Annotated in this window: 24 protein-coding genes and 1 pseudogene; 16 read left to right on the plus strand and 9 right to left on the minus strand. The window is 60.5% G+C overall.

What is annotated here, in order from left to right; translation table 11 throughout:
- Positions 1-9: 9 nt before the first annotated feature.
- From IPM27_01135 to IPM27_01160, 6 genes are all read right to left on the minus strand, one after another.
- Positions 10-1,062, minus strand: a complete 1,053-nt coding sequence (locus IPM27_01135; protein MBK9160173.1) for a V-type ATPase subunit — start codon at positions 1,060-1,062, stop codon at positions 10-12.
- Positions 1,059-1,388, minus strand: coding sequence for an ATPase (locus IPM27_01140; protein MBK9160174.1), 330 nt, complete (start codon positions 1,386-1,388; stop codon positions 1,059-1,061). Before IPM27_01140 ends, IPM27_01135 begins: the two co-directional genes overlap by 4 nt.
- Positions 1,389-1,469: 81 nt before the next feature.
- The gene (locus IPM27_01145; protein ID MBK9160175.1) at positions 1,470-2,690 is read right to left on the minus strand and encodes an ABC transporter permease; all 1,221 of its coding nucleotides are present in this window, start codon (positions 2,688-2,690) and stop codon (positions 1,470-1,472) included.
- Between the two features lie 205 nt (positions 2,691-2,895).
- On the minus strand, positions 2,896-3,603 hold the full coding sequence (locus IPM27_01150) for an ABC transporter ATP-binding protein (GenBank protein MBK9160176.1): 708 nt from the start codon (positions 3,601-3,603) through the stop codon (positions 2,896-2,898).
- Positions 3,603-4,784, minus strand: a complete 1,182-nt coding sequence (locus IPM27_01155) for an efflux RND transporter periplasmic adaptor subunit (protein MBK9160177.1) — start codon at positions 4,782-4,784, stop codon at positions 3,603-3,605. Before IPM27_01155 ends, IPM27_01150 begins: the two co-directional genes overlap by 1 nt.
- Positions 4,781-6,331 (minus strand): TolC family protein, encoded by a 1,551-nt coding sequence (locus IPM27_01160; GenBank protein ID MBK9160178.1) that lies wholly within the window; start codon positions 6,329-6,331, stop codon positions 4,781-4,783. Before IPM27_01160 ends, IPM27_01155 begins: the two co-directional genes overlap by 4 nt.
- Positions 6,332-6,496: 165 nt before the next feature.
- Between IPM27_01160 and IPM27_01165 the strand changes: the two genes are divergently transcribed.
- The 4 genes from IPM27_01165 to IPM27_01180 are packed head-to-tail and all read left to right on the plus strand — an operon-like array spanning position 6,497 to position 8,924.
- Positions 6,497-7,138 carry an energy transducer TonB gene (locus IPM27_01165; GenBank protein ID MBK9160179.1) on the plus strand — a complete coding sequence of 214 codons (642 nt, stop codon included), beginning with the start codon at positions 6,497-6,499 and terminating at the stop codon, positions 7,136-7,138.
- On the plus strand, positions 7,135-7,791 hold the full coding sequence (locus tag IPM27_01170; protein ID MBK9160180.1) for a MotA/TolQ/ExbB proton channel family protein: 657 nt from the start codon (positions 7,135-7,137) through the stop codon (positions 7,789-7,791). The genes IPM27_01165 and IPM27_01170 overlap by 4 nt, the downstream gene beginning before the upstream one ends.
- A gap of 2 nt (positions 7,792-7,793) precedes the next feature.
- A complete protein-coding gene (locus tag IPM27_01175) occupies positions 7,794-8,204 on the plus strand; it encodes a biopolymer transporter ExbD (GenBank protein MBK9160181.1) in 411 nt (136 codons plus the stop codon).
- 36 nt (positions 8,205-8,240) lie between these two features.
- Positions 8,241-8,924, plus strand: coding sequence for an energy-coupling factor ABC transporter permease (locus IPM27_01180; protein ID MBK9160182.1), 684 nt, complete (start codon positions 8,241-8,243; stop codon positions 8,922-8,924).
- 307 nt (positions 8,925-9,231) lie between these two features.
- Here the strand turns inward: IPM27_01180 and IPM27_01185 are convergent, their stop codons facing one another.
- On the minus strand, positions 9,232-10,767 hold the full coding sequence (locus IPM27_01185) for a DEAD/DEAH box helicase (GenBank protein MBK9160183.1): 1,536 nt from the start codon (positions 10,765-10,767) through the stop codon (positions 9,232-9,234).
- A 431-nt stretch (positions 10,768-11,198) separates the two neighbouring features.
- Here IPM27_01185 and htpG point away from each other — a divergent pair, with 431 nt between their 5' ends.
- The 4 genes from htpG to IPM27_01205 all read left to right on the plus strand — a co-directional run bounded on the left by htpG (position 11,199) and on the right by IPM27_01205 (position 14,696).
- The gene (htpG, locus tag IPM27_01190; GenBank protein MBK9160184.1) at positions 11,199-13,094 is read left to right on the plus strand and encodes a molecular chaperone HtpG; all 1,896 of its coding nucleotides are present in this window, start codon (positions 11,199-11,201) and stop codon (positions 13,092-13,094) included.
- Between the two features lie 382 nt (positions 13,095-13,476).
- Entirely contained in the window at positions 13,477-13,773 is a 297-nt protein-coding gene (locus IPM27_01195) for a hypothetical protein (protein ID MBK9160185.1), read from the plus strand.
- On the plus strand, positions 13,770-14,462 hold the full coding sequence (locus IPM27_01200) for a hypothetical protein (GenBank protein MBK9160186.1): 693 nt from the start codon (positions 13,770-13,772) through the stop codon (positions 14,460-14,462). Before IPM27_01195 ends, IPM27_01200 begins: the two co-directional genes overlap by 4 nt.
- A gap of 18 nt (positions 14,463-14,480) precedes the next feature.
- Complete coding sequence (locus IPM27_01205) at positions 14,481-14,696, plus strand: hypothetical protein (GenBank protein MBK9160187.1); 216 nt, start codon at positions 14,481-14,483, stop codon at positions 14,694-14,696.
- A 99-nt stretch (positions 14,697-14,795) separates the two neighbouring features.
- On the opposite strand, the gene IPM27_01210 is transcribed toward IPM27_01205, so the two are convergent.
- Both IPM27_01210 and IPM27_01215 read right to left on the minus strand, forming a co-directional pair.
- The gene (locus IPM27_01210; GenBank protein ID MBK9160188.1) at positions 14,796-15,086 is read right to left on the minus strand and encodes a hypothetical protein; all 291 of its coding nucleotides are present in this window, start codon (positions 15,084-15,086) and stop codon (positions 14,796-14,798) included.
- Positions 15,083-16,094 (minus strand): annotated as a pseudogene (locus tag IPM27_01215) (IS110 family transposase). Before IPM27_01215 ends, IPM27_01210 begins: the two are co-directional and overlap by 4 nt.
- A 114-nt stretch (positions 16,095-16,208) precedes the next feature.
- Here IPM27_01215 and IPM27_01220 point away from each other — a divergent pair.
- From IPM27_01220 to IPM27_01255, 8 genes are all read left to right on the plus strand, one after another.
- Positions 16,209-16,940, plus strand: a complete 732-nt coding sequence (locus tag IPM27_01220) for a transposase (GenBank protein ID MBK9160189.1) — start codon at positions 16,209-16,211, stop codon at positions 16,938-16,940.
- Positions 16,941-17,178: 238 nt separating this feature from the next.
- Entirely contained in the window at positions 17,179-17,295 is a 117-nt protein-coding gene (locus tag IPM27_01225; GenBank protein MBK9160190.1) for a hypothetical protein, read from the plus strand.
- Between the two features lie 65 nt (positions 17,296-17,360).
- Positions 17,361-18,098, plus strand: coding sequence for a hypothetical protein (locus IPM27_01230; protein MBK9160191.1), 738 nt, complete (start codon positions 17,361-17,363; stop codon positions 18,096-18,098).
- A 362-nt stretch (positions 18,099-18,460) separates the two neighbouring features.
- Positions 18,461-20,275, plus strand: coding sequence for a translational GTPase TypA (gene typA, locus IPM27_01235; protein MBK9160192.1), 1,815 nt, complete (start codon positions 18,461-18,463; stop codon positions 20,273-20,275).
- 86 nt (positions 20,276-20,361) lie between these two features.
- Positions 20,362-21,621, plus strand: a complete 1,260-nt coding sequence (gene rmuC / locus IPM27_01240; GenBank protein MBK9160193.1) for a DNA recombination protein RmuC — start codon at positions 20,362-20,364, stop codon at positions 21,619-21,621.
- Between the two features lie 177 nt (positions 21,622-21,798).
- Complete coding sequence (locus tag IPM27_01245) at positions 21,799-22,788, plus strand: OmpA family protein (protein ID MBK9160194.1); 990 nt, start codon at positions 21,799-21,801, stop codon at positions 22,786-22,788.
- A 207-nt stretch (positions 22,789-22,995) separates the two neighbouring features.
- Positions 22,996-23,994 carry an OmpA family protein gene (locus IPM27_01250; protein MBK9160195.1) on the plus strand — a complete coding sequence of 333 codons (999 nt, stop codon included), beginning with the start codon at positions 22,996-22,998 and terminating at the stop codon, positions 23,992-23,994.
- 113 nt (positions 23,995-24,107) lie between these two features.
- Positions 24,108-25,712, plus strand: a complete 1,605-nt coding sequence (locus IPM27_01255; GenBank protein ID MBK9160196.1) for an NAD+ synthase — start codon at positions 24,108-24,110, stop codon at positions 25,710-25,712.
- Positions 25,713-25,744 lie beyond the last annotated feature (32 nt).

A 25,744-nucleotide genomic window follows, 5' to 3' on the forward strand; every position in this document is an offset into this window, starting at 1 on the left:
GCGCGCTCCCTATACCAGTTCCGCTTCAGCGTCTTCGGGCAGTTGCAGGCCCAGCGCGGCGCGTATCAGGTGGGGCGCGAGATGCAGGTTGCGGCCGCGGATGATGGCGCGCAGCCGGCGCAGGTCGCGTTCACGCAACACCATGTAGGCCAGCGCGCGCGCCACGTTGAACGAACTGTGATGCAGCACGTTGCCGGCGATGCGCCAGGTTTCGAATTCCAGCCGCAGCGTCACTTCGGTGTTGTTGCGCGTGCCTTCCAGCAGCGTGTCGTAGGGTCGCGGCAGGTTGCCGATGGCTTCCTCGAAATTGGCGCGTTGCGCCAGTTGCTGCAATTGCGCCGCAGGGAGGCGCTGGCTGGCCGGGATCAGCAGGTAGTAGGCCTGGGCCGGCGGCAGGCTGTACGCGAAGCGGTAGCGCAACAGCCAGACCAGGTTCACGCGGTCGATGATGCTGCCGATGATGCCGCGCAGCAGTTGGCCGGACAGGTTGCCGATGTCGTTGCCGCGCCGCGCCAACCCGGCGAAATAGCGGCGGTCGATGGCGGCGTCGAGCGCGAACAGCGCCTCGCCCTGATCGAGCAGGTGCCGCGCCTGGTGCGCGATGTCGGCATAAGGGGTGCGCTCCAGCCTGCGCATCAGTTCCGCAGGGTTGTCGCTCTGCAGCAGTTCGGCGGTGGGCAGGCGGGTGAAATTGCCCATGTCCAGCAGCTTCTTCTCGATGGCCTGTTGCGGTTGGCCGGACATCTTGCCGCGGATGATCGCCTTGAGGTTGCTCAGTTCGAAGCGGTGCGCCCAGTAGCCGAGCAGGTCGCGCGACGACCCGGACAGGGGGCGGATCAGCAGCGCCAGCTCCCGCAGCAGGATGGTGACGTTGCTCTGGTCCAGGTCGCCGGCATACTGGATGGCGACGGCGTCCCGGCCCGCTTCCGTCGTGCCCGTCCCGTCAGGCGGGCGGGAATCGGCGGGCAGCTCGATCAGGGCATGGATCCGCGCGGGATCGAGCAGTTTTTCCTCGAGCATGCTGACGCGGGTGTGCAGGTAAGCGAGGTCGGCAGCGTTCATGGCAGGTTCTTCTCGTCCCCGACCAGCAGCGCGACGGCGGCATCCGTCGCCTGTTGCCGGTTCCGTTCCGCGGCCTGCCGCAATGCGGCGGAGCGTTCGCCATGGCGGCGCTTCAGTTCGGCGATGGTCTGTTGCGAGCGTTGTTCGGCCTGATTGCGGAAGGTGGCGTGGATATCGGCGACGCGTGCGGCATGATGCTGCTCGGCGAGCTGCGAGTCATGTTGCGCCTGCTCGATGATGGCGCGGCGCTCCGCGTCGGCGCGCGCGATGACCTGTTCGGCCTTCGTTTCGGCCTCCAGCAAGCGCTTGAGCGTCTCGTCCGCCATGCCTGTCCTCCTCGTGAAAGTTCCGGTCGGTAGCGTCCCTTACAGGATACCGCGTTCGCAGCCGGCAATCCATCTCGGCGGCTACTGGTAGCGCAATGCCTCGATCGGGTCGAGTTGCGCGGCTTTCCTCGCCGGGTAGAAACCGAAGAAGATGCCCACCGTCGCGGCCACGCCGAACGCGACCACCACCGACATGAACGAGACGATGACCAGCATGCCGGCCAGTCGCTCGACCAGCAGCGCGCCGGCGACGCCGAGCAGCAGGCCGATGAAGCAGCCGACCACCGAGATGATGATGGCTTCCAGCAGGAATTGCATCAGGATGTCCTGCTCGCGCGCGCCGATGGCCATGCGGATACCGATCTCGCGGGTGCGCTCGGTGACCGAGACCAGCATGATGTTCATGATGCCGATGCCGCCGACCAGCAGCGACACCGAGGCGATCGCGCCGAGCAGCAGCGACATGATGCGTGTGCTTTCCGCCGCGGATTCGGCGACGGCGGTCAGGTTGCGCAGGTAGAAATCGTCGTCCATGCCGTCGCGCAGCCGGTGACGCTGGCGCAGCAGGGCGGTCATTTCCTTTTCGACGGCGGGCATGATCTCCTGCGTGGCGGTCTGCGCCATGATCATGCGCACCGAGCCGGGGAACTCGGCGCCGAACACCTGGCGCTGCGCGGTGGTGAGCGGGATGATGAGCGTGTCGTCCTGGTCGCGCCCGTCCATGCTCTGCCCCTTGGGGCCCAGCGTACCGAGTATCACGAACGGGCTTTGCCGGATGCGGATGGTCTTGCCGACCGGATTCTCGTCGCCGAACAGGTTCTCAGCGGCGGTCCGGCCGATCAGCGCGACGCGCGTGGCGGAACGCACGTCCGAATCGGTGAAGGCGGCTCCCGATGCGATGGTCCAGGAGCGCGCATCCAGATAACCCGGCGTGGTGCCGATGATGGAGGTGTTCCAGTTGTTCGCGCCGTAGACGACCTGCGCGCTGCCGGGATGGATGGGCGCGACGGACTGCATGCCGGGCAGTTCGGCGATGGCCGCGGCGTCCTCGACGGTCAGGGTGTGCGCGCCGCCGCTGCCGGAGCGCACGCCGCTGCTGGAGGTGTGGCCGGCCAGCAGGATGAACAGGTTGCTGCCCATCGCGGAGATGCTCTGCTTGATCGCGTATTGCGCGCCCTGTCCGATGGACATCATCAGCACCACCGCGCCGACGCCGATCACCATGCCGAGCATGGTGAGAAAAGTGCGCAGGCGGTTCGCGCCCATCGCGCGCCAGGCTTCACCGAGCATCGCGAAGATCATGCGAAAACCTCATTTGAACCACGAAGAACACGAAGGCCACGAAGAAGAACACATGGTTTTGTCAAACAGGAATGGTCTTGCAGGCGAGTGTCCAGCATCATACGGTTACATGATTCGGGATTGGCAGGGATATCGCTGAAGAGCGATAACTCGCAAAAACCTTCGTGATCTTCGTGTTCTTCGTGGTGAATAAGTTTTTTCCGGATCATGCTGCGTGCTCCAGTTGCGGTGTCGGCTGGTCGCTGACGATGCGCCCGTCGAGGAAATGTACCTGCCGTTGCGCATGCCGCGCGATGTCGGCCTCGTGGGTGACCAGCACGATGGTGATGCCCTCGCGGTTGAGCGCGTCGAACACGCCCATGATCTCCTCGCCGGTGTGGCTGTCGAGGTTGCCGGTGGGTTCGTCGGCAAGGATCAGGCGCGGATGGTTGACCAGTGCGCGGGCGATGGCGACGCGCTGCTGTTGCCCGCCTGAGATCTTGTTCGGCATGGCCTCGAAATAGTTTTCCAGCCCGACCCTGGAAAGCAGGTCGCGCGCACGCCGCTGGCGCTCGGCGCGTTCCACGCCGCAATAGATCAGCGGCAGCGCGACGTTGTCCTGCAGCGACATGCGCGGCAGCAGGTTGAAGCCCTGGAACACGAAGCCGATGGTGCGGTTGCGCAACGCGGCCAGTTCGTTTCTGCCCAGTCCCGCGACATCGCGGCCGTCCAGTTCATAGCGTCCGGCGCTCGGCTCGTCGAGGCAGCCGAGGATGTTCATGAAAGTGGATTTTCCGGAACCGGACGGGCCCATGATCGCGACAAATTCGCCGGTGGCGATGGTCAGGCTGACATCCTTCAGCGCCGGGAACGGCCCGGCGGAGGTCTCGTAGGATTTGTGCAAGCCTTCGATGCGGATGACGGCGTTGCCCATCAGAACCTCATGCGCATCGGCGGCGTGCTGCTGCCGGCCGCGCCGTTCGTCGCCTGTGCGTCGCCGACCACGACCCGGTCGCCGGGTTGGAGCGCGCCGCCGGAGACTTCGGTGCTGCGGTTGTCGGTGATGCCGAGCGTCACGCCGACCGGCTCCGGTACATCGCGTTTCAGCACGTACACCTTGCCGGTGAAGACATCGGATCCCTGTTTCGCACCGCTGGCCCTGGCCGGCGCATCGCCGCGCTTGCCGCCGTTGGCCGGCTTGTAGCGCAGCGCGGCGTTGGGCACCAGCAGCACGTCCTTGCGTTCCGCCACGGTGATGCTGACATAGGCGGTCATGCCGGGCATCAGGATCTGTCCGGGATTGTCCACGTCGATCACCACGTCGTAGGTGACGACGTTCTGCTGCGTGGTCGGGTTCAGCCGCACCTGGCGGACCTTGCCCTGGAAGCCGCGGTCGGGAAAGGCGTCCACGTTGAAGCGCGCGGTCTGGCCGACGCGGATGTTGCCGATGTCCGCCTCGGCGAAGTTCGCGTCGATCTGCATCCGGGAAAGATCCTGCGCGATCTTGAACAGCGTCGGCGTCTGCAGGCTGGCGGCTACGGTCTGGCCGACATCCACCGCGCGATCCACCACCACGCCGGACACCGGCGAGCGGATCACCGAGTAGGCGAGGTTGGCCCCGTCCTTTTCCACCGCCGCACGGGCCAGTTGCAACTGCGCTTCGGCAGCCTTGCGCGCCTGCACGGCGGTATCGAGTTCCTGGCGCGACACGTATTCCTGCGCGTACAGGTCGCGCATGCGCTTCTCGTTGGCAGTGGCCAGTTCCAGCGAGGCGGCGGCGCCCAGCACGCTGGCCCGGCTCTGCTTCTGCTGTGCGGCGAGCAGCGCGTCGTCCAGTTCGAGCAGCACCTGACCCTGTTCGACCTTGCTGTTGAAATCGACGTAGAGTTTCTTCACCGTGCCCGATACCTGGGTGCCGACATTCACCAGCGATACCGGATTGATCGTGCCGTTGGCCGAGACCGTCTGGGTGAGGCCGCCTTTCGCGACCGTCTCGAGGCGATATTGCTGTTCCGGTGCGGCGGGCACGAACTGGCGGTAGGCGACGAAGCCCGAGCCAAGCACGGCGGCGGCGATCAGGGAGAGGGCGACGGGGGAGCGCAACAGATTATTCATGGCAGTTCTTTCTTCGATGCGGTCGGCTTCGATACGCCCGGTCTCGATACGTCAGGTGTCAGGGTTTGCAACAGGTCGGCATCGAGGTTGCCCATCGCCTGCGCCAGCGTGGCGCGGCTGACGTTCCAGTCGAGCAGCGACTGGACGCGCTGTTGCCGGGCGGAGGCCAGCGCGCTCTGCGCGTTCAGCACATCCAGCATGTTGCCGACGCCGGCCTGGTAGCGTCCCCGCGCGACACGCTCCGACTGTTCGGCGCTGTCCAGCAGGTCGGCCGTGGTGCGCAGCGATTGCGTCGCGGTGACCAGGCTCTGGTAGGCGTTCCACACGTCCAGCGCGACCTGCAGGCGCACGCGTTCCAGTTGTGCCTGGCGCGCTTCCACCTGTGCCTCGGCGGCGCGGATGCGGTAGGTCGGCGCGTAGCCGGAGAACAGCGGCACGCTGACGTTGATCCCGACCGACGAGCCGCGCGAAGTGAGGCCGGCGCTGTTGTTCCGGTTGGTCGAGGCGCTCAGCGAGAGAGAGGGTTTGCCTGCCGCGCGCGCCGCTTCCGCGCCGGCCTCGGCGGCCTTCACCTGCGCCTCGGCGGCGATCAGGTCGGGGCGCTGGCGCCGGGCGGCCTCGATCAGCGCGTCCACGTCGCGCTCAAAGTTTATGAGTGTTTCCCCGCTTGGGGAAACATCGTTTGCCCCCTCTCCCGCCAGAATTGATAATTGCTTTTCTCGCTCGCTTCCTCGCCCGCTTGCGGGAGAGGATTGAGGAGAGGGGATTACCGGGAGAGGGTTGGGGAGAGGGTAAGCCAGTGTCACGCTGCGGTTCGCGTCCAGTCCGATGGTGTTGGCCAGCGCGCCCCCGGCTTTCTTCAGGTTGCCTTCGGCGGTGATGCGGTTCAGCGTGGCCTGCGACCATGCGGTCCGGGCCTGCAACTTGTCGGCCGGGGTCGCGCTGCCGGCAACATAACGCGCCTCGGCGGCGGCGAAGCTCTGTTGCGCGGCCTGCTCTGCGCTGCGCGCGGCGTCCAGCGCGGCCTGCGTCGCCTGCGCCTGGTAGAAGGCCTGCACCGCGGCGAGGAACACCGCCTGCACGGTGCCGTCCTGCGACGCACTGGCTGCCGCGAGCAACTGGCGTGAGCTTTCCAGCGCGGCGGCACGCGAACCGAAGTCGTACAGCAGATAGGACAGCGTCAGGCCGAAGCTGCGTTGCGAAGTGCCCGGCGAATCGCGGTTGCCGGAAGCGCTCAGGCTCAGGCTGGGCAGGTAGCTTCCCTTGCTCACGCCGAGCTGCGCCGCCTGCACCCGCGCACTCGCCCATACCTCGCGGGTCTGCGGATTGCCGCACAGCGCCAGGTTGACCACGTCGGACAGGTTCAGCGCATGATCCGGCAGCGCTTCGGCGCACGGGTCGCCGATCGCGCCGCCCAGCCGCAATGCCGGCCTGAGCGGCAGCGCCTCCTCGGTGTCGAGCGGATCGGAGGTTTCGGCGGACAGCGCGGAACCGCTCCACAGGAAGAGCAGGGCAGGGATCGCGCAGCGGTGCAGGTGACGGTGCATTGGGTAGCGAACGTGTCGATGATGGTGCCAAGTATCGGCGATTCGTCCTGTGCGGACAACGCCTGTATTGTAAGGAATTGTTTTCGGGTCGCGTGGCGGGCAGCTATGGTAAAGTTTCGCGGTATTTGTATCGTCGGCGTTTTGAAATTTCCGCATGGGCTCACCGTGAACAGCTTGCCATCCATGGATCTCCCGTTGCGCGACCGTTCGCTGGTCGTGGGACTGGTGGTGTTCGCGCATGTCGTGCTGTTGTCGGCATGGCCGACATTGCCCGGCGTGGCCAGGCATATCCATCGCGAATTGTCGGTCAGCTTCGTGTTGCCGGAAGTCCCCCGCACGGTGGAAGTGGAACCCGAGCCGCAGCCGGCGGCAAAGCCGGAGCCGATGGAACGGCAGCGGATCAGGCCGGTGCCGCGAGTCGAGAGGCCGGCAGCAGCTGCGGAACAGGCCGAACCGCCATTACCGATGGCGGATAGCGCGCCGCCGCAACCGGCGGATGCCATGCCCGGCCTGCCCGACCGCGAGCCGGATTACCGCGCGGCTTACCTCAATAATCCTGCGCCGGCCTATCCGATAGTGGCGCGGCGCATGGGCTGGCGGGGCAAGGTGGTGCTGCGCGTCGAGGTGCTGGCGAACGGCTTGCCGGGGCAGGTCAGCCTGCAACAGGGCAGCGGGCACGAAGCATTGGATAACGCGGCGCTCCAGGCGGTGCGCAACTGGCGTTTCGTTGCGGCGCGGCAGGGTGGATCGCCTGTCGCCCGGCAGGTACTGGTGCCGATCACATTTGACTTGAAAGAAACCGAATGAATATTTTCACGACCTCCGCCTCTCCGGTGGTGAGCGCCACATTGTTGCTGCTGATGCTTTTTTCCATCCTGACCTGGTCGATCATCGCGATCAAGTTGTGGCAGTACTGGCGCGACAACCGTGACAACCGCATGTTCGCCGCGACCTTCTGGGCGGCGGGAGAATGGCGGCAGGCGGCGCGCATCAGTGAGGAGTTGCCGGGCAAGCAGGCTTATCTGGCGCGGGCGGGATTCGCCGAATTGCGCGAATCGCAGCAGCACAGCGGTGAATTGCGCCATCTGGGGTCGCCGCAGGACGGCCTGGAGCGCAGCCTGCGCCAGTCCGTGCAGAACCTGCAGCGGCAACTGGAGGGCGGCATGGCGACGCTGGCGAGCGTGGGTTCCACCGCGCCGTTCGTCGGTCTGTTCGGAACGGTGTGGGGCATCATGCATGCGTTGCAGGGCATCAGCCAGACCGGGTCGGCCAGCCTGGATGTGGTGGCCGGTCCCATCGGCGAGGCGCTGGTCGCCACCGCCATCGGCATCGCCACCGCGCTGCCCGCGGTGCTGGCGTACAACTTCTTCCTGCGCCGGATGCGCCTGTCGGTGGCCGAACTGGAGAATTTCGCGCATGACTTCATGCGCCTGGCAGCCAAACACGATTACAGGATCTGACCATGGCCTTCCGGAACAATTCGGACCAGGAAATGATGAGCGAGATCAACGTCACGCCGCTGGTGGACGTGATGCTGGTGCTGCTGGTGGTGTTCATCGTCACCGCGCCGCTGCTGTCGCAATCGCTGATGGTCAAGTTGCCGAAGACGGTGGCCGTGGCGGGGCGCATGGATACCCGGATGCAGACCCTTTCCATCGACGCGCAGGGGCGCATCAGCCTGGACGATGGCGCGCTGAGCGACGAGGCGCTGGCACAGCGGCTGGCCGATGCCGCCGCCGCGCGCAACGGTTACGAGTTGCACATCCATGCGGACGAGGCGGTTCCCTACGGGCGTGTCGCGCAGATCATGGCGATCGCGCAGCATGCCGGCGTGGACAAGCTGTCGTTCATGACCATCGCCGGGGCGCACTGATGGGAACGTCAGTCGCCCGCCGCGCCATGTGAGACGGTGGACTACTACGCCAGCATCCTCGGTTCGGATTGGCTGCAACTGGGCAATCTCGCGTTCGCCCTCGTGCTGGCGCGTGCGGCATGGACCGCGCCGTGGCGCGAACTGTGGCGCAACAACGGGCGGTTCAATGCGCTGATCGGTCTGGCGATATGGCTGGGCATCCTGTGGCTGCTCCCGGTGGGCGTGCATGCGGGGCTGAAGTTGCATCCGCTCGGCGCGGCCCTGTGCTTTCTGTTGTTCGGCTGGCAGATCGCCACGCTGATGCTTTCCTCACTGTTGCTGGCTTCGCTGTTGCATGGCGGGTTTGGCCTGGTGACGCTGGGCAGTCTCGGCCTGGTGATGATCGCCATGCCGATCGCGATGAGCGGGGGACTGCTGTACCTGTTCGACCGCTATGGAAAGAAGAACTATTTCGCGTTCGTGCTGTGGAACGGTTATCTCGGCGGCATCCTGACGATGCTGTCGGTCGGCCTGCTCAACGGCTTCCTGGTCGTCGCGTTCGGCGCGTACAGCTGGTTCACCATCCAGAACGTCTACCTGGCCTACCTGCCGATCATCAGTTCGACCGAATCCCTGATGACGGGCGCGATCATCTCCGGGTTCGCGGCGTTCCAGCCCGATGCGGTCGCACATTTCGACCAGGACGAATACTTCGTCAAGAAGCCGCCGGAGGACGAATAGAGTCTTCCGTGATTCGTGATGCTGCGATATGAAATAAGCAAACCCTCTCCCGGCCTTTCAGCCACTCTCTCCCACTTGCGGGCGAGGGTGGCTCGGCAACTTTCCCTCTCTCCCGCTTGCGGGCGAGGGTGTCCCGGCAACTCTCCCTCTCCCGCTTGCGTGCGAGGGTATTCCAGCAACCTCCCCCTCTCCCGCTGGCGGGAGAGGGGCAGGGGAGAGGGTGAATGTCACGATTCAGGGAAACACCAATATATAAAAGGAAAAAGCACGCCGGAGCGTGCTTTTTTGTTGTGCGGCGTGTGACGGTCTAGCGTTTGTTGCCGCTGTTGTGGCCGCGTCCCAGCGAGTAGCTCGGGCGATCGCTGTTACGGCGCGGAGCATTGTTGCCAAAGCTGCGTTCCTGGCTGCGCGGTTGCGATTGCCCGGCAAAACCAGAGCGTTCCTGACGCTGTCCGCCGACCCCTTGCGTGTTGCCGGCCGGTTGGCCGTGCCACTGGCCGTGGCCTTCCTTGCGGCCGAAGTGGCTGTGACGGCTGTCCGGCGCACTGTGGTGGAAACCTGCGCCGCCATTGTTGCCATTGCCGGCGAAGGCAGAACTGCGGTTGCCGCCGAAACCGGGTTTGTTGCCGAAGCCCGGCTTGCCGCCGAAGCCGCCACGCGGGCCGTTGCCGCGCGGACGGTCGGATGACGGGCCGGTGCGCAGTTTGTATTTCGGTTCCAGCCCTTCGATGGTGTGCATCTTGACGGCTTGTTCCGTGTAGCGCTCGATACGTTTGAGCATTTGCGCATCGCGGTTGGAGACGAACGAGATGGCGATGCCGGAAGCGCCGCCGCGACCGGTACGGCCGATGCGGTGCACGTAGTCTTCGGCGAACTTGGGCAGGTCGAAGTTGATGACGTGCGAGATGCCGCGCACGTCGAGGCCGCGCGCTGCCACGTCGGTCGCCACCAGGATGCGCACGTTGCCGTTGCGCATGTTGAGCAGGGTGCGGTTGCGTTCACGCTGGTTCATGTCGCCATGCAATGCTGCGACCGAATGGCCTTGCGCGGACAACTGGTCGGCGAGGCTGTCTGCATCGCGCTTGGTGGCGGTGAACACCAGAGCCTGGTTCACTTCGGTGTCGGTCAGCAGATGGCTGAGCATCTTGTTCTTGTGCGCCACGTCGTCGGCGAACATCATGCGCTGTTCGATGTTCTCGTGTTTGTCCTTGGCGGCCGAAACGGTGATGCGCTTCGGCGTCTTGAGCAGGCGCGAGGCCAGGTTGCCGACCACGCCTTCCAGCGTTGCGGAGAACAGCAGGGTCTGGCGTGTCTTGGGCGTGGCTTCCGCGATGCGCTCCACGTCGTCGATGAAGCCCATGTCCAGCATGCGATCCGCTTCGTCGAGAACCAGTACTTCCAGACGCGAGAAGTCGATGCGGCCGCGCTCCAGATGGTCGATCAGGCGGCCCGGCGTGGCGACCAGGATGTCCACATGACCGGACAGCAAACGGTTCTGCACCGGGTAGGGCATGCCGCCGAGGATGCTGATGATCTTGAAGCGCATGTTCTTGCCGTATTTGGTGGCGGCGTCGCAGACCTGCTGCGCCAGTTCGCGGGTCGGGGTCAGCACCAGCACACGCGGGCCCTTGCCGGGCAGCGCGGATGGCGTCGCCAGGCGGTTCAGCGCGGGCAGGATGAAAGCGGCGGTCTTGCCGCTGCCGGTCTGCGCCGAGGCCATCAGGTCGTTGCCGGCGATGATCTCGGGGATCGCCTGCGACTGGATCGGCGTGGGCTCGGTATAGCCGGTGTCGGCGATGGCCTTGAGGATCGCGGAATTTAATTGAAGTTGCTCGAATGACATTTTGTTCCTTTGTATTTGAATCAAGCGGAATCCGTCCAGTCACGCGGATACAGGCCGACTCCGGGCTAAACAAAGCCCGGGCCGGATCGAATCCAACGTGGCGAACTGATCGGGTTCCACAGTATGAGCGCAGGTGGTGAAGCAACCCGTTGAACGGGGAAAGATTAACCGGCGCATAAAACATCGTTGCTAACCGGAAAACCCTCAGATGATGCAGAGTTTTTAGACAGGCGCGATTTGAATACGCGCGAGAGATAGGTCAGATAACGATGAACCAATGCCGCCTTGGTAGCGGCAAGGCGCGCATTATACGGATGGAAGGAATAATTGCCAGCGATATTTTTGCAGGTGCCGGCACTTGAAATTTTGCGGGCAGCCCCAAGCTAACCGCGCATCCCATTAACAAATCGCAACCACGATACGGAGCAAACATGACTGAAACAATCAACCGCGAGACCATGGGCTTCCAGGCCGAAGTAAAGCAGCTATTGCAGCTGATGATCCATTCGCTGTATTCGAATCGCGAGATATTCCTGCGCGAACTGATCTCCAACGCGTCCGACGCCTGCGACAAGCTGCGTTTCGAGGGGCTGCACAACGACGCGCTGTTCGAGAGTGACTCGGAATTGAATATCCGCGTGAGCTACGACAAGGACGCGCGTACGCTGACCGTCAGCGACAACGGCATCGGCATGAGCCGCGACGAAGTCATCAACAACCTCGGCACCATCGCCAAATCCGGCACGCGCGAGTTCTTCTCGCAGTTGTCCGGCGACCAGCAGAAGGACGCGCACCTGATCGGCCAGTTCGGCGTGGGTTTCTATTCCTCGTTCATCGTCGCGGACAAGGTCACCGTGCTGACCCGCCGCGCCGGCGAGAACAGCGACCAGGGCGTGCGCTGGGAATCGGACGGCGGCGGCGAGTTCTCCATCGAGATGGTGGACAAGGCCGCGCGCGGCACCGAGATCACGCTGCACCTGCGCGACGGAGAGGACGACCTGCTGGCCGGATTCAAGCTGCGCGAGATCGTGCGCAAGTATTCCAACCACATCGTCCAGCCCATCGTGATGAAGAAGGAGGAATGGAAGGATGGCGCGCAACAGGTCACCGACGAGGACGAAACGGTGAACCAGGCTTCCGCGCTGTGGGCGCGCAGCAAGACCGAGATCGCCGAGGAACAGTACAAGGAGTTCTACAAGCACGTCGGCCACGATTTCGACGACCCGCTGGCATGGAGCCACGCGCGCGTCGAAGGACGGCAGGAATACACCCAGTTGCTGTACATCCCGGCGCATGCGCCGTTCGACCTGTGGGACCGCAATGCGCGCCACGGCATCAAGCTGTATGTACGCCGCGTGTTCATCATGGACGACGCCGAGCAACTGATGCCGCTGTACCTGCGCTTCGTGCGCGGGGTGGTCGATTCCGCCGACCTGCCGCTGAACGTGTCGCGCGAGATATTGCAGGAATCGAAGGACATCGAGGCGATCCGCAAGGGCTGCGCCAACAAGGTGCTGGGGCTGCTGGAGGACATGGCTGCCAACGACAAGGAAAAATACGCGCAGTTCTGGGAAGCCTTCGGCAAGGTGCTCAAGGAGGGCGTCGGCGAGGATTTCGCCAACAAGGACAAGATCGCCGGCCTGCTGCGCTTCGCCTCGACGCAGTCCGACACGCCGGACGAGACCGTGTCGCTGGCCGACTATATCGCGCGCATGAAGGAAGGACAGGAGAAGATCTATTACGTCACCGCCGATACCTTCAACGCGGCGAAGAACAGCCCGCATCTGGAAGTGTTCCGCAAGAAGGGCATCGAGGTGCTGCTGCTGTCCGACCGCGTGGACGAGTGGGCACTGGGCTACCTGACCGAATTCGACGGCAAGCAACTGGCGTCGGTCGCGCGGGGAGATCTCGACCTGGGCAAGCTGGAGGACGAAGCCGAGAAACAGGCGCAGGAAAAAGAGGCGGACGACTTCAAGGAACTGACCGACAAGATCAAGACCAGCCTTGCTGATCGTGTCAAGGAAGTGCGCGTCACGCATCGCCTGACCGATTCCCCGGCCTGTCTGGTGGCCGGCGAGCACGACCTGAGCGGCAACCTTGCGCGCCTGCTCAAGGCGGCCGGACAGAATGCACCCGTGTCGCAACCCATCCTCGAGATCAACCCGCAGCACCCGGTGGTGCAGCGCCTGAGATCCGAAGAGGGCAGGTTCGACGACTGGGCCGCCGTGCTGTTCGACCAGGCATTGCTGGCCGAAGGCGGGCAACTCGACGACCCGGCCACCTTCGTCAAGCGCGTCAACCAGTTGATGCTGGAGATGCAGGGCTGACCCGCCGGACGACCATTCCTAAGGATGCGCTGATCAAGTCGTCATTCCCGCGAAAGCGGGAATCCAGCTTGTTGATTTAACTGGGTTCCCGCTTTCGCGGGAACGACAAAACCATACTTGTTCAGCGCATCCCTAAACCAAAACCGGTAACTGCGCACCCGCGCAACAGATAGGCCGAAATGCATATGCATTTCGGCCTATGTTTTTTTGGCAAGCTATCTCTTACCCTTACGAGCAATGAGGATGGTATGGCTGGAAAGAAAGCGACTCCGGTATCTTTTGTGTTGCGGGTTGGCTTGCGCCCGCGCGGCAGGCGCGAGGCCGAACCATCAAACGTTGTGCTGCCGGGACAGATGGGATTGGATTTATAAGGGGAAATGTGATGAACGAAGAAAAGAAATCGACTCCGGTACCTTTTACCTTTCTGCTGGGTGGCTCGGGCAACGACGACATTTCCGCTGCGGGCGGCGGCAACACCCTCGATGCGGGCGACGGTACTAATATCCTGGAGGCGTCAGGCGGCAACAACGCCCTGTTCGCCGGAACCGGCAACGACGATCTTGCCGCATGGGGCGACGGCAACGACGTGCTCGCGGGCGGCATCGGAGACGACAAGCTCTTTGGCCGAATGCGATGGGGCAATGCGGCGAACGATGCGGAAGGGAGGATGCAGGCATGAGGCTCTACATCACTGCACCATCCGTATTTGTCCTGATTGTTATTTACCTGCCCGTTGTTCTGTGGTTGTTGCTTCGGATATATCGAAGTCCGCGATGGAGGGGTGCAGGACAGGCGGGGCTGATGATGTTCACCCTGCTGCTGGCTTATGCCATCCCGCTGGGCGATGTGACTTTCAACTCAATAGCGATGGCTAAGGTTTGTCCCAGTGCGGGGTTGCATATTTACAGGACGGTGGAGGTGGAGGGGTTTATTGGTACTACTTCTTTGCGTGATACCCAATACCAATTTAATGAAGAGCCTGTATTGCGGACTAATGGAACTTACTACTTTCTGCGCGCAGAAAAAAATTCCGATGGCAGCATTAGTACGCAAAAACTGGAGCAGCCAACTGCTGAATATGAAGTTTTTGCTGGTGGTGGTGGTTATAGCGAATTAAGAGGCTTAAAACCGGATGGACATTACGACCAAGAAACGCATACGAAAAAATCCCGTTGGTTGATCCGTAACAGAATCACAGGAGAAGTGATGGCTGAATGGTTGTTTTTTAGTGCTATGGCAGGTTGGTTGGATAGGGTGCTTGTTTATCGCTGGTTCGGAACTGGAGGGGGGGCACTAAGTTGCACCCGGAATTCGGATTTTTCTGGCTGGCCAGAAGAAATTCTACTGCCGAAGCATTCCACAAATTGATTTTAAGGGGATACAAAAATGAACACTCTGGAGACCTACTACACCTACGCAAAATTGTCGCAAGCCGCCTACATTGACTTGAGCAATGTGGCAAACCCAACTAACAAACAGGCCATAGTTAACGCCGCATATTCAGACGCGCAACAGCGAGTTCCAAGATACCTCGCCGAAAACATCTTCGGTGTAGGTGCAACAAACACCAACCCAGCAACAACTAAAGGGGTCACCCATTAGCCGACCTGCGTCAAGCGAGTAAACGATTCCATGGCAGCAACCGCCGCCAGTATTTTCAATCCTCAATTCCCGATCAACTAACAAATCGCGCCCGTTTCTTCAATTCATGGCTACGAACGAATCGCGCCAGTCACCCATCAGGATCAAACGATCAGCGGTGTTCTGCTTTCGCCCTGGCGGCTTTTGCCGCCCCAGAAGAACGTTGGTGCCGCTTCGCGTCCAATGGTTATCACAGCTTTCGTGGCTACCGACTTGCGGTGCCAACCCCTCGCTGGCTCGCGTTGCAGGCGATCCGTTTACTGCCCGGGTGACGGCGAACGGCATCCCATTCAGCTTCATGGCTAACCTGCCAACCCCTTTGCCGGGCTTGCCGTCGCCGTCGTAACTCATGCAAAACAGCGCGTCACATCAAAGGGCTTCTGCTCCTTCAGGATGTGGTAACACGCCCGTGCCAGTTTGTGCGCCAATGCCTTGGTGGCAACCGTCGTGTTTGTCTTTGTTTTTTGCGTTCGTAAAACCGTTTGGCCTCCGCATTGAAGCGTTGTGCAAAGTTGGCCGCTTCGATAAATGCCCAAGCCAGATACTTGTTGCCGTTCTTGGTGTTGCCTTCGCTCTTCTTTTTGCCATTGCTCATGTGCTGACTGTCGACACAGCGGGCGTAGGAGGCGAAGTTGCCTACTTCGGCAAAGCGATCGATGGTGCCGATCTCCAGCAGGATGATGGTCGCCAAGATGCGGCCTATGCCAGGTACGCTGCTCAGTAAAACGAACTCCTTCCGTTCGCCCACCTTTTTTGCAAGTGCTTTTCCAAAACGTCGATTTGCGCATTCAGTGTGAGGATGACAGCAAGGTTGCTTTTGATTGCCAGCGCCACATCTGGTGGCAACCCCATTTGATCCACTACGTCCGCCGTCAACTGCTTGATCTGACGACCGCCAATCTTCGCTCCTTGTTGCCGTGCCACGATGTTCTCGACAGCCAATATGTGGCTGGTGCGACTGCGCACCAGTTGCATGCGCTTTCTCGCCAGATCACGTAGTGCGCGCTGTTCGGGCGGAAGGATGGTACCGGTGGGCAGAATGCCCAATCGCAGCAGGTGCGCCAGTTGCCGGGCATCGGCTTCGTCGCCGCTGTGTTTGAGGCCATCGTATTTGCGGATGGCCGAGGTGTTGGCCAGCTTCACGATAAATCCGGCTTCCTGCAAACCATCCACCAGCCAGTACCAGTTGTAGGTCGACTCGACCACAACCGCTTTCAATTCATCGCGCCACGGCAACAAAAACCCCACGATCCGCGTCAAGTCGTTCGGCAATCGCTTCTCGGCAATCACGCGATCCTCTTCATCTGTCACTGTCACCACGCTGTTGTTCGAGTGCAAATCAATTCCGCTATACTTCATGATGTCGGCCTCCTGTGGTTATCGCAAGTTCGCAAACTCACTTTAACCCCACCGCCATCGGCGGTGGGAGGCCGGCTAGATGATTTTCAGCTTCGCATTATTTCTGGAGCCATCATGCCACGTCGTCCACGCATTAAGTTAGCCGAAATACCGCAGCACATCGTGCAGCGCGGAATCAATCGCGAGCCATGTTTCTTTGCCGAGGAGGATTATCACTGCTACCTCCACTGGCTGCAGGAATCGGCTGCCGATTGGCACTGCGCCATCCATGCCTACGCGCTGATGACCAACCATGTCCACCTTCTGGTGACTCCGGCAAGGACGGATGGCATCGCCAAGCTGATGCAATCCATTGGGCGGCGCTACGTGCAATACATCAACCGCAGTTATCGCCGTACGGGCAGCCTGTGGGAGGGGCGGTTCAAATCGAGCCTGGTGCAGGCGGAGGCATATCTGCTCACCTGCATGCGCTACATCGAACTGAATCCGGTGCGGGCGAACATGGTGAGCGACCCGGCGCAATATCGCTGGTCGAGTTATCGGCACAACGGGCTGGGACTGGCGGATGAACGCATCGCACCACACCCGCTGTACCTCGCGCTGGGTGAGGATGGAGCGAAAAGGCAGTTCGCCTATCGCGGATTGTTTCGTAGCGAGCTGGATGCCGAAGCGTTGAGCGACATACGACTTGCACTGGCACAGGGGCAGCCGCTGGGGAATGAGCGGTTTAGCAAAATCATGTGTGCAGCAGCCGGTGTGCGCCGGGCACAAAGAAGGGCGGGCAGACCGAATGCAATATCAGACTCATGGACGGACGTTGAAGATCAGGGTGATTTTGGATTTTGAATAGGAGAGGTGAAATGCGAAAACTTAATGCGATGCTGACCCCTTTAATTCTCTGGGAGTCGAAATGTTTTTGGCAGGTAATGTATGACTGAAAAGAAATCGACTCCGGTACCTTTGGTCCCAGGCCGAACCATCAAACGTTGTGCTGCCGGGACAGATGGGATTGGATTTATAAGGGGAAATGTGATGAACGAAGAAAAGAAATCGACTCCGGTACCTTTTACTTTCAGGCGACGACATCCTGATCGGCGGCAAAGGCAACGACACGATCTACACCGAAGGCAACGACCGAATGCGATGGTGGCTCATTGCAGCGAACGATGAGACAAACCAAGCATGGAGGATCGCAGCATGAACAAGCAAAACGGAATGATGAAACGAATCACAAAATTCGCAATGCTCATGATGCTTGGCGTGAGCATGAGCGCCTGTGCCGGATTCCTGGGACTCGGTGGGGATAGTTGGAAGGAAGAAGTGCTGCTGCATGACGGGCAGAAAATCATCGTGGAGCGCTCGCAAAGTTATGGCGGACGGCATGAGGTCGGGCAGGCGCTGCCAATCAAGGAGCACAAGATCACTTTTGCGTTACCCAATTCCAGTAAGACTATTACATGGGCCAGCGAGTACGGAGAAGACATTGGTCGAACAAACTTTAACTTGCTGGCTGTTCATGTGCTGAATGACACACCTTATGTTGTTGCATCGCCCAACCTCTGCCTGTCTTATAACAAATGGGGGCGGCCAAATCCGCCTTATGTATTTTTCAAGTATGACGGTAAAGAATGGCAGCGCGTTTCATTGGACGAATTCCCCGTCGAATTCAAAACGGCCAATATAGATTTCGGGATGACTTGGGCTATTCGGGACAGAAAGGTCAAATTTGACCGGGGGGATTTGCTGTTCGCAGAGACCGTCAGGCGACACAACGAAGAAGGCCGACAACCGGAATATAAAACCCTTATGAGGGAGGCGGTGAAAGGCGGGGATGGGTCGTCGGTGAATTGCGAGAAGTTGATTCCCTATGGGAAAGGTGGTTGGCTGGGGTTTGATTGGTTTACCGATCAACCTTCGCTTGAAGCTTGCTTGAAATTTTGTGATCAAAAAAAAGTTAATGCTGAATCTTGCCCATGCAACTCAATCTTTAAGGGAACGGAATAATCATGACTACACAATTAGACATTCAATATGCTTTGATGGCTGGAGCAGCTTACAGATCGAATCGCCCATTAGCTAATCGTATCCCTACTCCTGAGCCAAAAGGTACCGGAGTCGATTTCTTTTTAACGAATTGAGATAAGAAGGCCAAAAGGTACCGGAGTCAAATTGTTTTTGAGGGAAGCTAAATGCTAAAAAATAGCTATAAGGAGTTAGCATCGCATTCTTTAATTGAGCAACCGACCATACATTAAATTATCGGCACGACACTTGGCATCTGACGGTGCCCGTTGCGTTTCCGGCGCGGGGGAGGTGTGGCCGTTGTGATAGAATGCGCCCCCTTCTAATTGAGCAAGGCTTTACCCATGTCCCGCGAACTCCGCAATATCGCCATCATCGCCCACGTTGACCACGGCAAGACCACCATGGTCGACAAGCTGCTTTCCCAGGCAGGTTCTTTTTCGGCTCACCAGCACGTCGCCGAACGCGTGATGGACAACAACGATCTGGAAAAGGAGCGCGGCATCACGATTCTGGCGAAGAACTGCGCGGTCGACTATCTGGGCGTGCATATCAATATCGTGGATACACCGGGCCATGCAGATTTCGGCGGCGAGGTCGAGCGCGTACTGGGCATGGTGGACGGCGTGCTGCTGCTGGTGGATGCGGTGGAAGGCCCGATGCCGCAGACCCGTTTCGTGACCAAGAAGGCGCTGGCGCTCGGCTTGCGGCCTATCGTGGTGATCAATAAGGTGGATCGCGACGGCGCGCGCTGCGATTGGGTGATCAACCAGACTTTTGATCTGTTCGACAAGCTCGGCGCCTCGGACGAGCAACTGGATTTCCCGGTGGTGTACGCGTCGGCGCTGAACGGTTTTGCAACGCTGGACCTGGACAAACCGAGCCCGGACATGCGGCCGTTGTTCGATACCGTGCTGAAACATGTGCCGGCCCCTTCGGTTGCCGCAGTGGATGAACCGCTGCAATTGCAGATATCCGCGCTGGATTATTCCAGCTTCGTCGGTCGCATCGGCATCGGGCGCGTGCGTCGCGGCCGCATCAAGCCCGGGCAGGAAGTGATGGTGATGAACGGCGACAAGGCTTCGAAGAAGGCGCGTGTCAATCAGGTACTGGGTTTTCGCGGTATCGAGCGGGTGTTGCTGGACGAGGCGCTGGCCGGCGATATCGTGCTGATCAACGGTATCGAGGAGATCGGTATCGGTGTGACCGTCGCCGATGTGAGCAAGCCCGAGGCTTTGCCGTTACCCAAGGTGGACGAACCGACGCTGACGATGAACCTGATGGTGAACACTTCGCCCTTGTGCGGTCAGGAAGGCAAGTTCATCACCAGCCGCCAGATTCGCGACCGCCTGAACAAGGAGTTGCTGGTGAATGTGGCATTGCGCGTCGATGACACCGATGAAGCCGATGTGTTCCTGCTGGCGGGTCGCGGTGAATTGCACCTGACCATCCTGCTGGAGAACATGCGCCGCGAAGGTTTCGAGATGGGTGTGGGCAAGCCGCGCGTGGTGTTCCGCGACATCGACGGCGAGAAATGCGAGCCGTTCGAGGTGCTGACCGTGGATGTGGAAGACACCAATCAGGGCGCGGTGATGGAGGAACTCGGGCGCCGTCGCGGCGACCTGCAGGACATGCAGCCGGACGGACACGGACGGGTGCGACTTGAATACCGCATTCCCGCACGCGGCCTGATCGGCTTCCAATCCGAGTTCATGACCATGACGCGTGGTACCGGCATCATGGCGCATGTGTTCGATGACTATGCGCCGGTCAAGGCCGATATGCCCGGACGCCGCAACGGTGTGCTGATCTCTGCGGAAAAAGGTGAAGCTGTGGCTTACGCACTGTGGAAGCTGGAGGAGCGCGGACGCATGTTCGTGTCGCCCGGCGACAAGTTGTATGAAGGCATGGTCATCGGCATCAACAGCCGCGACAACGATCTGGTGGTCAATCCGATCAAGGGCAAGCAACTGACCAACGTACGCGCTTCCGGCACCGATGAAGCGGTGCGTCTGACCCCGCCGATCCGACTGACGCTGGAATCCGCGGTCGAGTTCATCGACGAAGATGAGTTGGTGGAAATCACGCCGAGTTCCATTCGTATCCGCAAGCGTTTCCTGACGGAGAACGACCGCAAGCGCCAAGCACGCGGAGGGTAGGTTCGCGGGAAGGCTTCGACAAGACAAGGGCGCGCAGGCGCCCTTTGTCATTTATACTCTGCGGCAACCATGTTACCCGACTGACCATGCTGGAAATACTCTCCATAATCGCCGTTCTGTCGCTGCTGATCGTGCTCTTGGTATTGCAATTCAAGCAGCCCGCACGGGCGGCACAGATGCTCGAACAACAGCACCGCGCGATGCTGACCGACCTGTACGACGGGTTGAACAAGCAGGGCGACCGCCTGATCGCGGCGCAGGCGTCCGAGTCGGAACGTTTGCGCACCGCAGTGGGCGAGGAACTGCGCGCCACCCGAGATGCGATCAATGCGCTGCAAGCCAAACAGGATGCGCTACGCAGCGAGATGCTGGCGCAGACGCTGGCGAAACTGGCGGAGCAGGGTCGCGCCGATCAGGAATTGATCCAGAATTCTTTCCGCAATGCCACCCAGCATCTGGCGACCAGCATCGAGACCTTGTCGAAGACGGTGGACGGGCGGCTGGAGCAGATCGGCGGCAAGGTGAACGAACGCCTAGACGAGGGTTTCAAGAAGACCAACGAGACTTTCGTCAGCGTGATGGCACGGCTGGCGACCATCGACGAGGCGCAGAAGAAGATCGACGGGTTGACCACCAATGTCGTCAGTTTGCAGGAGTTGCTCGGCGACAAGCGTTCGCGCGGCGCGTTCGGCGAGGTGCAACTGGAAGGGCTGGTGCGCAACATCATGCCGCCGAATTCCTACGAGATGCAGTACACCCTGCCCAACGGCACCCGCGCCGATTGTGTGCTCAAGCTGCCGGAGCCGACCGGCATGGTGGCGGTGGATTCCAAGTTCCCGCTGGAGAATTTTCACAAGATGCTGGCCAACGAGCCGGGTGCGGACAAGTTGTTCAAGGCCGACGTGAAGAAGCACGTCGATGATATCGGCAGCAAATACATCATCCCCGACGTGACTTCGGACGGCGCGGTGATGTTTATTCCGGCCGAGGCGGTGTTCGCCGAGATCCATGCCTATCATCAGGACGTGGTGGATTATGCGATGCAGCGCCGCGTGTGGATCGTGTCGCCAACCACGCTGATGGCGGTGCTGAACACGGCGCGCGCGGTGATGAAGGATGTCGAGACGCGCAAACAGGTACACATCATCAAGGACGAACTGGGTAAGCTGGGCCGCGAGTTCGGGCGCTTCGACGAGCGCATGAAGAAGCTGGCCGACCATATCCGCCAGGCGCACGAGGACGCGCAGAGCGTGCGCACCACCAGCGAGAAGATATCGAGAAGATTTATCAGCATAGAGCAGGTCGAGCTGGAGCAGCCTGCGGCATTGCCGAGGGATGACGGATGAAATCGCCCGTTGCCAATCCGTGGCCGGCCAGTCAGGCACTGAGTGCTGTTGCAATTTCGCAACATTAAAATACTTGCGGCGGATTTTTTTGGGTACAATCCCGCCCGGAATTTTGTATATTTCAAACACTTGATTCATCTTTATCACCGGTCACCGGTTACTTTCTGGAGAAATACAATGAAAAGAAGCACGATCGCAATCGTTGTGTCGGCAGCATTGCTGGGCATGACAGCAGCACAGGCAAGTGAATTCGACGGTGGCTGGATCGGTGGCAAGATCGGTTCCAACCGTTCCAGCGCGACGGGTGTCGATACCCAGAATGCGACTGCGGCCGGTCTGGAAGCCGGTCACAACTGGAACATGGGCGGGTTTCTGCTGGGTGTGGACGGTTTCGTCGATTCCAACAGCAAGGCGACGCACAATCCCGGTGCGGTGAGTTACGGAAGCAGTGCCTACGGTCTGGATGCCAAGCTGGGTCTGCCTTCCGGCAACTGGCTGCCGTATGCCAAGCTGGGTTATGCGCGTACCAACGGTAATGGCGCAGCCGGCGCGATCGGCGGCAGCGACGTGCATCTGGGTCTGGGCGTCGAATACAAGTTCGCGCCGCACTGGAGCGTGGCGGGCGAATACACGACGGCCAGCGCGAAGAGCGCCGGAACCAAGCTGAACAACAACAATTTCACGCTGGGCATCAATTACTATTTTGCCGATCCATATGTCGCTCCTGCCGTCGTGGCCGCCGTCGCACCCGTCGTGGCCGCACCTGCTCCCAAGGAGTCATGGAAGGTCATCCGGGACGAAAAGCCGGTGAGCCTGGATGGCGCCAACTTCGATTTCGATTCCGCCAAGTTGCGTCCGACGGCCGATGCCAGATTGCAGCAGGTGGTTGATTTCGCTGCCAAGTATCCGGAAGCCGGCATGGAAGTGAGCGGCCATACCGATGATCGCGGCGATGAGTCCTACAACCAGTCGCTGTCGGAGAAACGCGCCACTGCGGTGAAAGCCCACTTGGTGAACAAGGGGGTTGCGGCAGATCGTATTTCTGCCGTTGGATATGGCGAAACCAAGCCTGTCGCGGACAACAAGACAAAGGACGGACGCGCTGCGAATCGCCGTGTCGAAGTTCGCTATACCATCATCGAAGAAAAACGCGTGCGCGTGCAGTAAGCCACGGTTGATCCGTGACATGAGAAGCGGACTGGAAACAGTCCGCTTTTTTATTGCCTGCACCCTTTATCAAGGAGCGATGCGATATCGGCGGGAAGCGTTCGCAATGCGTTGTTTGGGGAGCTTGTCGCGCCGTGCGTTTCTGTCAGGTGTGGTTTACAATCCCCCCGAGGCTGGATTGTTCAATGGAAGGACGGGAGAGAGATAATGAAAAAGAGCACGATCGCAATCGTTGTGTCGGCAGCATTGCTGGGCATGACAGCAGCACAGGCAAGTGAATTCGACGGTGGCTGGATCGGTGGCAAGATCGGTTCCAACCGTTCCAGCGCGACGGGTGTCGATACCCAGAATGCGACTGCGGCTGGTCTGGAAGCCGGTCACAACTGGAACATGGGCGGGTTTCTGCTGGGTGTGGACGGTTTCGTCGATTCCAACAGCAAGGCGACGCACAATCCCGGTGCGGTGAGTTACGGAAGCAGTGCCTACGGTCTGGATGCCAAGCTGGGTCTGCCTTCCGGCAACTGGCTGCCGTATGCCAAGCTGGGTTATGCGCGTACCAACGGTAATGGCGCAGCCGGCGCGATCGGCGGCAGCGACGTGCATCTGGGTCTGGGCGTCGAATACAAGTTCGCGCCGCACTGGAGCGTGGCGGGCGAATACACGACGGCCAGCGCGAAGAGCGCCGGAACCAAGCTGAACAACAACAATTTCACGCTGGGCATCAATTACTACTTCGATGCGCCTGCTGTTGCGCCGGTGGCTCCTGTCGCGATGAAGGCGGAGCCGAAGGCAGCGCCGGCGCCGGTACCGGAAACATGGAAGACCTTGCTGGAGAACAAGCCGGTATGCATCGAGGGCGCGAACTTCGAGTTCGATTCGGCCAAACTGCGTGGCGGCGAGATCAAGAAGCTTGAAGAGGTGGTCAGCTTCGCCGCGAAATACAAGGATGCGAAACTGGAATCGAGCGGACACACCTGTAGCATCGGCAGCGAGGAATATAACCAGAAGTTGTCGGAGCGTCGCGCAGCGTCGGTCAGGGATTATCTGACCAACAAGGGTGTTTCCGCGGATCGCATCAGTGTCGTCGGTTATGGCGAGTCCAAACCGGTAGCAGATAACAAGACCCGCGAAGGCCGTGAACAGAACCGCCGTGTCGAGGTTTGCACGGTGCTCAAGGTGGAGAAAAAAGTGCGCGTGACAGAATAATCATCTTCGCGGCACATCGAAAGCGGGCTGGTGACAGCCCGCTTTTTTGTTGCCTGTAACAAGCGGCATCGCGATGTTAAGATACGCGCCGTTGATCATTCTCAGGCACAGCAATGAAACTGGCAATCGCACAAATCAATTGTGTATTAGGCGACCTTGAGGGCAATTGCGCGAAGATTCTGGAGCAGGCGGAGCTTGCCAGACAGGGCGGTGCACGGCTGCTGGTGACGCCCGAATTGAGCCTGTGCGGTTACCCGCCGGAAGACCTGCTGTTGCGCGACGGTTTTTATGAGGTTTGCGCACAATCCCTGGTTGATCTTGCCGCGAGGATTTCCGGCATTGCGGTCGTGGTCGGACATCCGCACGAACGTGATGGAAAACGCTACAACGCGGCCTCGCTGTTGCAGGATGGCGCCGTTGCCGCAACCTATCTCAAGCATGAGTTGCCGAATTATTCGGTGTTCGACGAGAAACGCTATTTCAATTGCGGTAGCGAACCGTGCGTGTTCGAGCTGGAAGGCATCCGCTTTGCGTTGAACATTTGCGCCGATGTCTGGCAACCGGAAGCGGCACGGCGTGCACAGGCTGCGGGGGCGCAGGTCTTGCTGGTGCTGAATGCGTCACCCTATGCGATGAACAAGCATGCGGCACGCTATGGCATCATCCGCGAGCGGATAGCCGAGACCGGTATTGCAGTGGTGTATGCCAACCTTGTGGGCGGACAGGATGAGCTGGTATTCGACGGCGGCTCGTTCGCGATGGATCGTTACGGGAACCTGACGGCGCAGGGTGCGCATTTTGAAGAAGCGTTATTGCTGCTGGAACTGCAGGATGGGTTGCAGCCGGTCGGCGAGAAGGTCGTGCTACTGGACGACGATGCCGGGGTATATCGCGCCCTGTGTCTCGGCGTGCGTGACTATATCGGGAAGAACCGCTTTCCCGGTGTGCTGCTGGGGCTGTCGGGCGGGATCGATTCCGCGTTGACGCTGGCGGTCGCGGTGGATGCGCTGGGTGCGGACAAGGTCCATGCGGTGATGATGCCGTCGCCCTATACCGCGCAGATCAGTCTGGACGACTCGCGCGAGATGGTGCGCATCCTGGGCGTGCGCTATGACGAATTCTCCATCGAACCGATGTTCCAGAGCTTTATGGATACGCTGGATGGTGCTTTCGCCGGGCGCGCCGTGGACACGACCGAGGAGAATCTGCAGGCGCGTATCCGCGGCACCCTGCTGATGGCGATGTCGAACAAGTTCGGCGCGCTGGTGCTGACCACCGGCAACAAGTCCGAGATGACCGTGGGCTATGCCACGCTGTACGGCGACATGGCGGGCGGTTTTGCGGTGCTGAAGGATGTCGGCAAGATGCTGGTGTACCGTCTGGCGCGTTACCGCAACACGCTGGGGTATGCGATCCCGGAGCGCATCATCACGCGGGCGCCGAGCGCCGAATTGCGCGCCGACCAGACCGATCAGGACAGCCTGCCGCCCTACGAAGTGCTGGACGCCATCATGGAATGTTATGTGGAGCAGAACCTGGCGATCCCCGAGATCGTTGCACTCGGCTACGCGGAGGCGGACGTGCGGCGCGTGGCACACCTGATCCGCATCAGCGAATACAAGCGCCGCCAATCCGCGGTGGGAATCCGCATCACCGAGCGCAGTTACGGCAAGGACTGGCGCTATCCGATCACCGTGCGTTACCAGGATGATTTTTAGATCCGGTGCGATTTGCGGCCGCGCCTTTTGGC

The sequence above is a fragment of the Nitrosomonadales bacterium genome (assembly GCA_016716325.1).
In the GTDB taxonomy this organism is placed as follows: Bacteria; Pseudomonadota; Gammaproteobacteria; order Burkholderiales; family Gallionellaceae; genus Gallionella.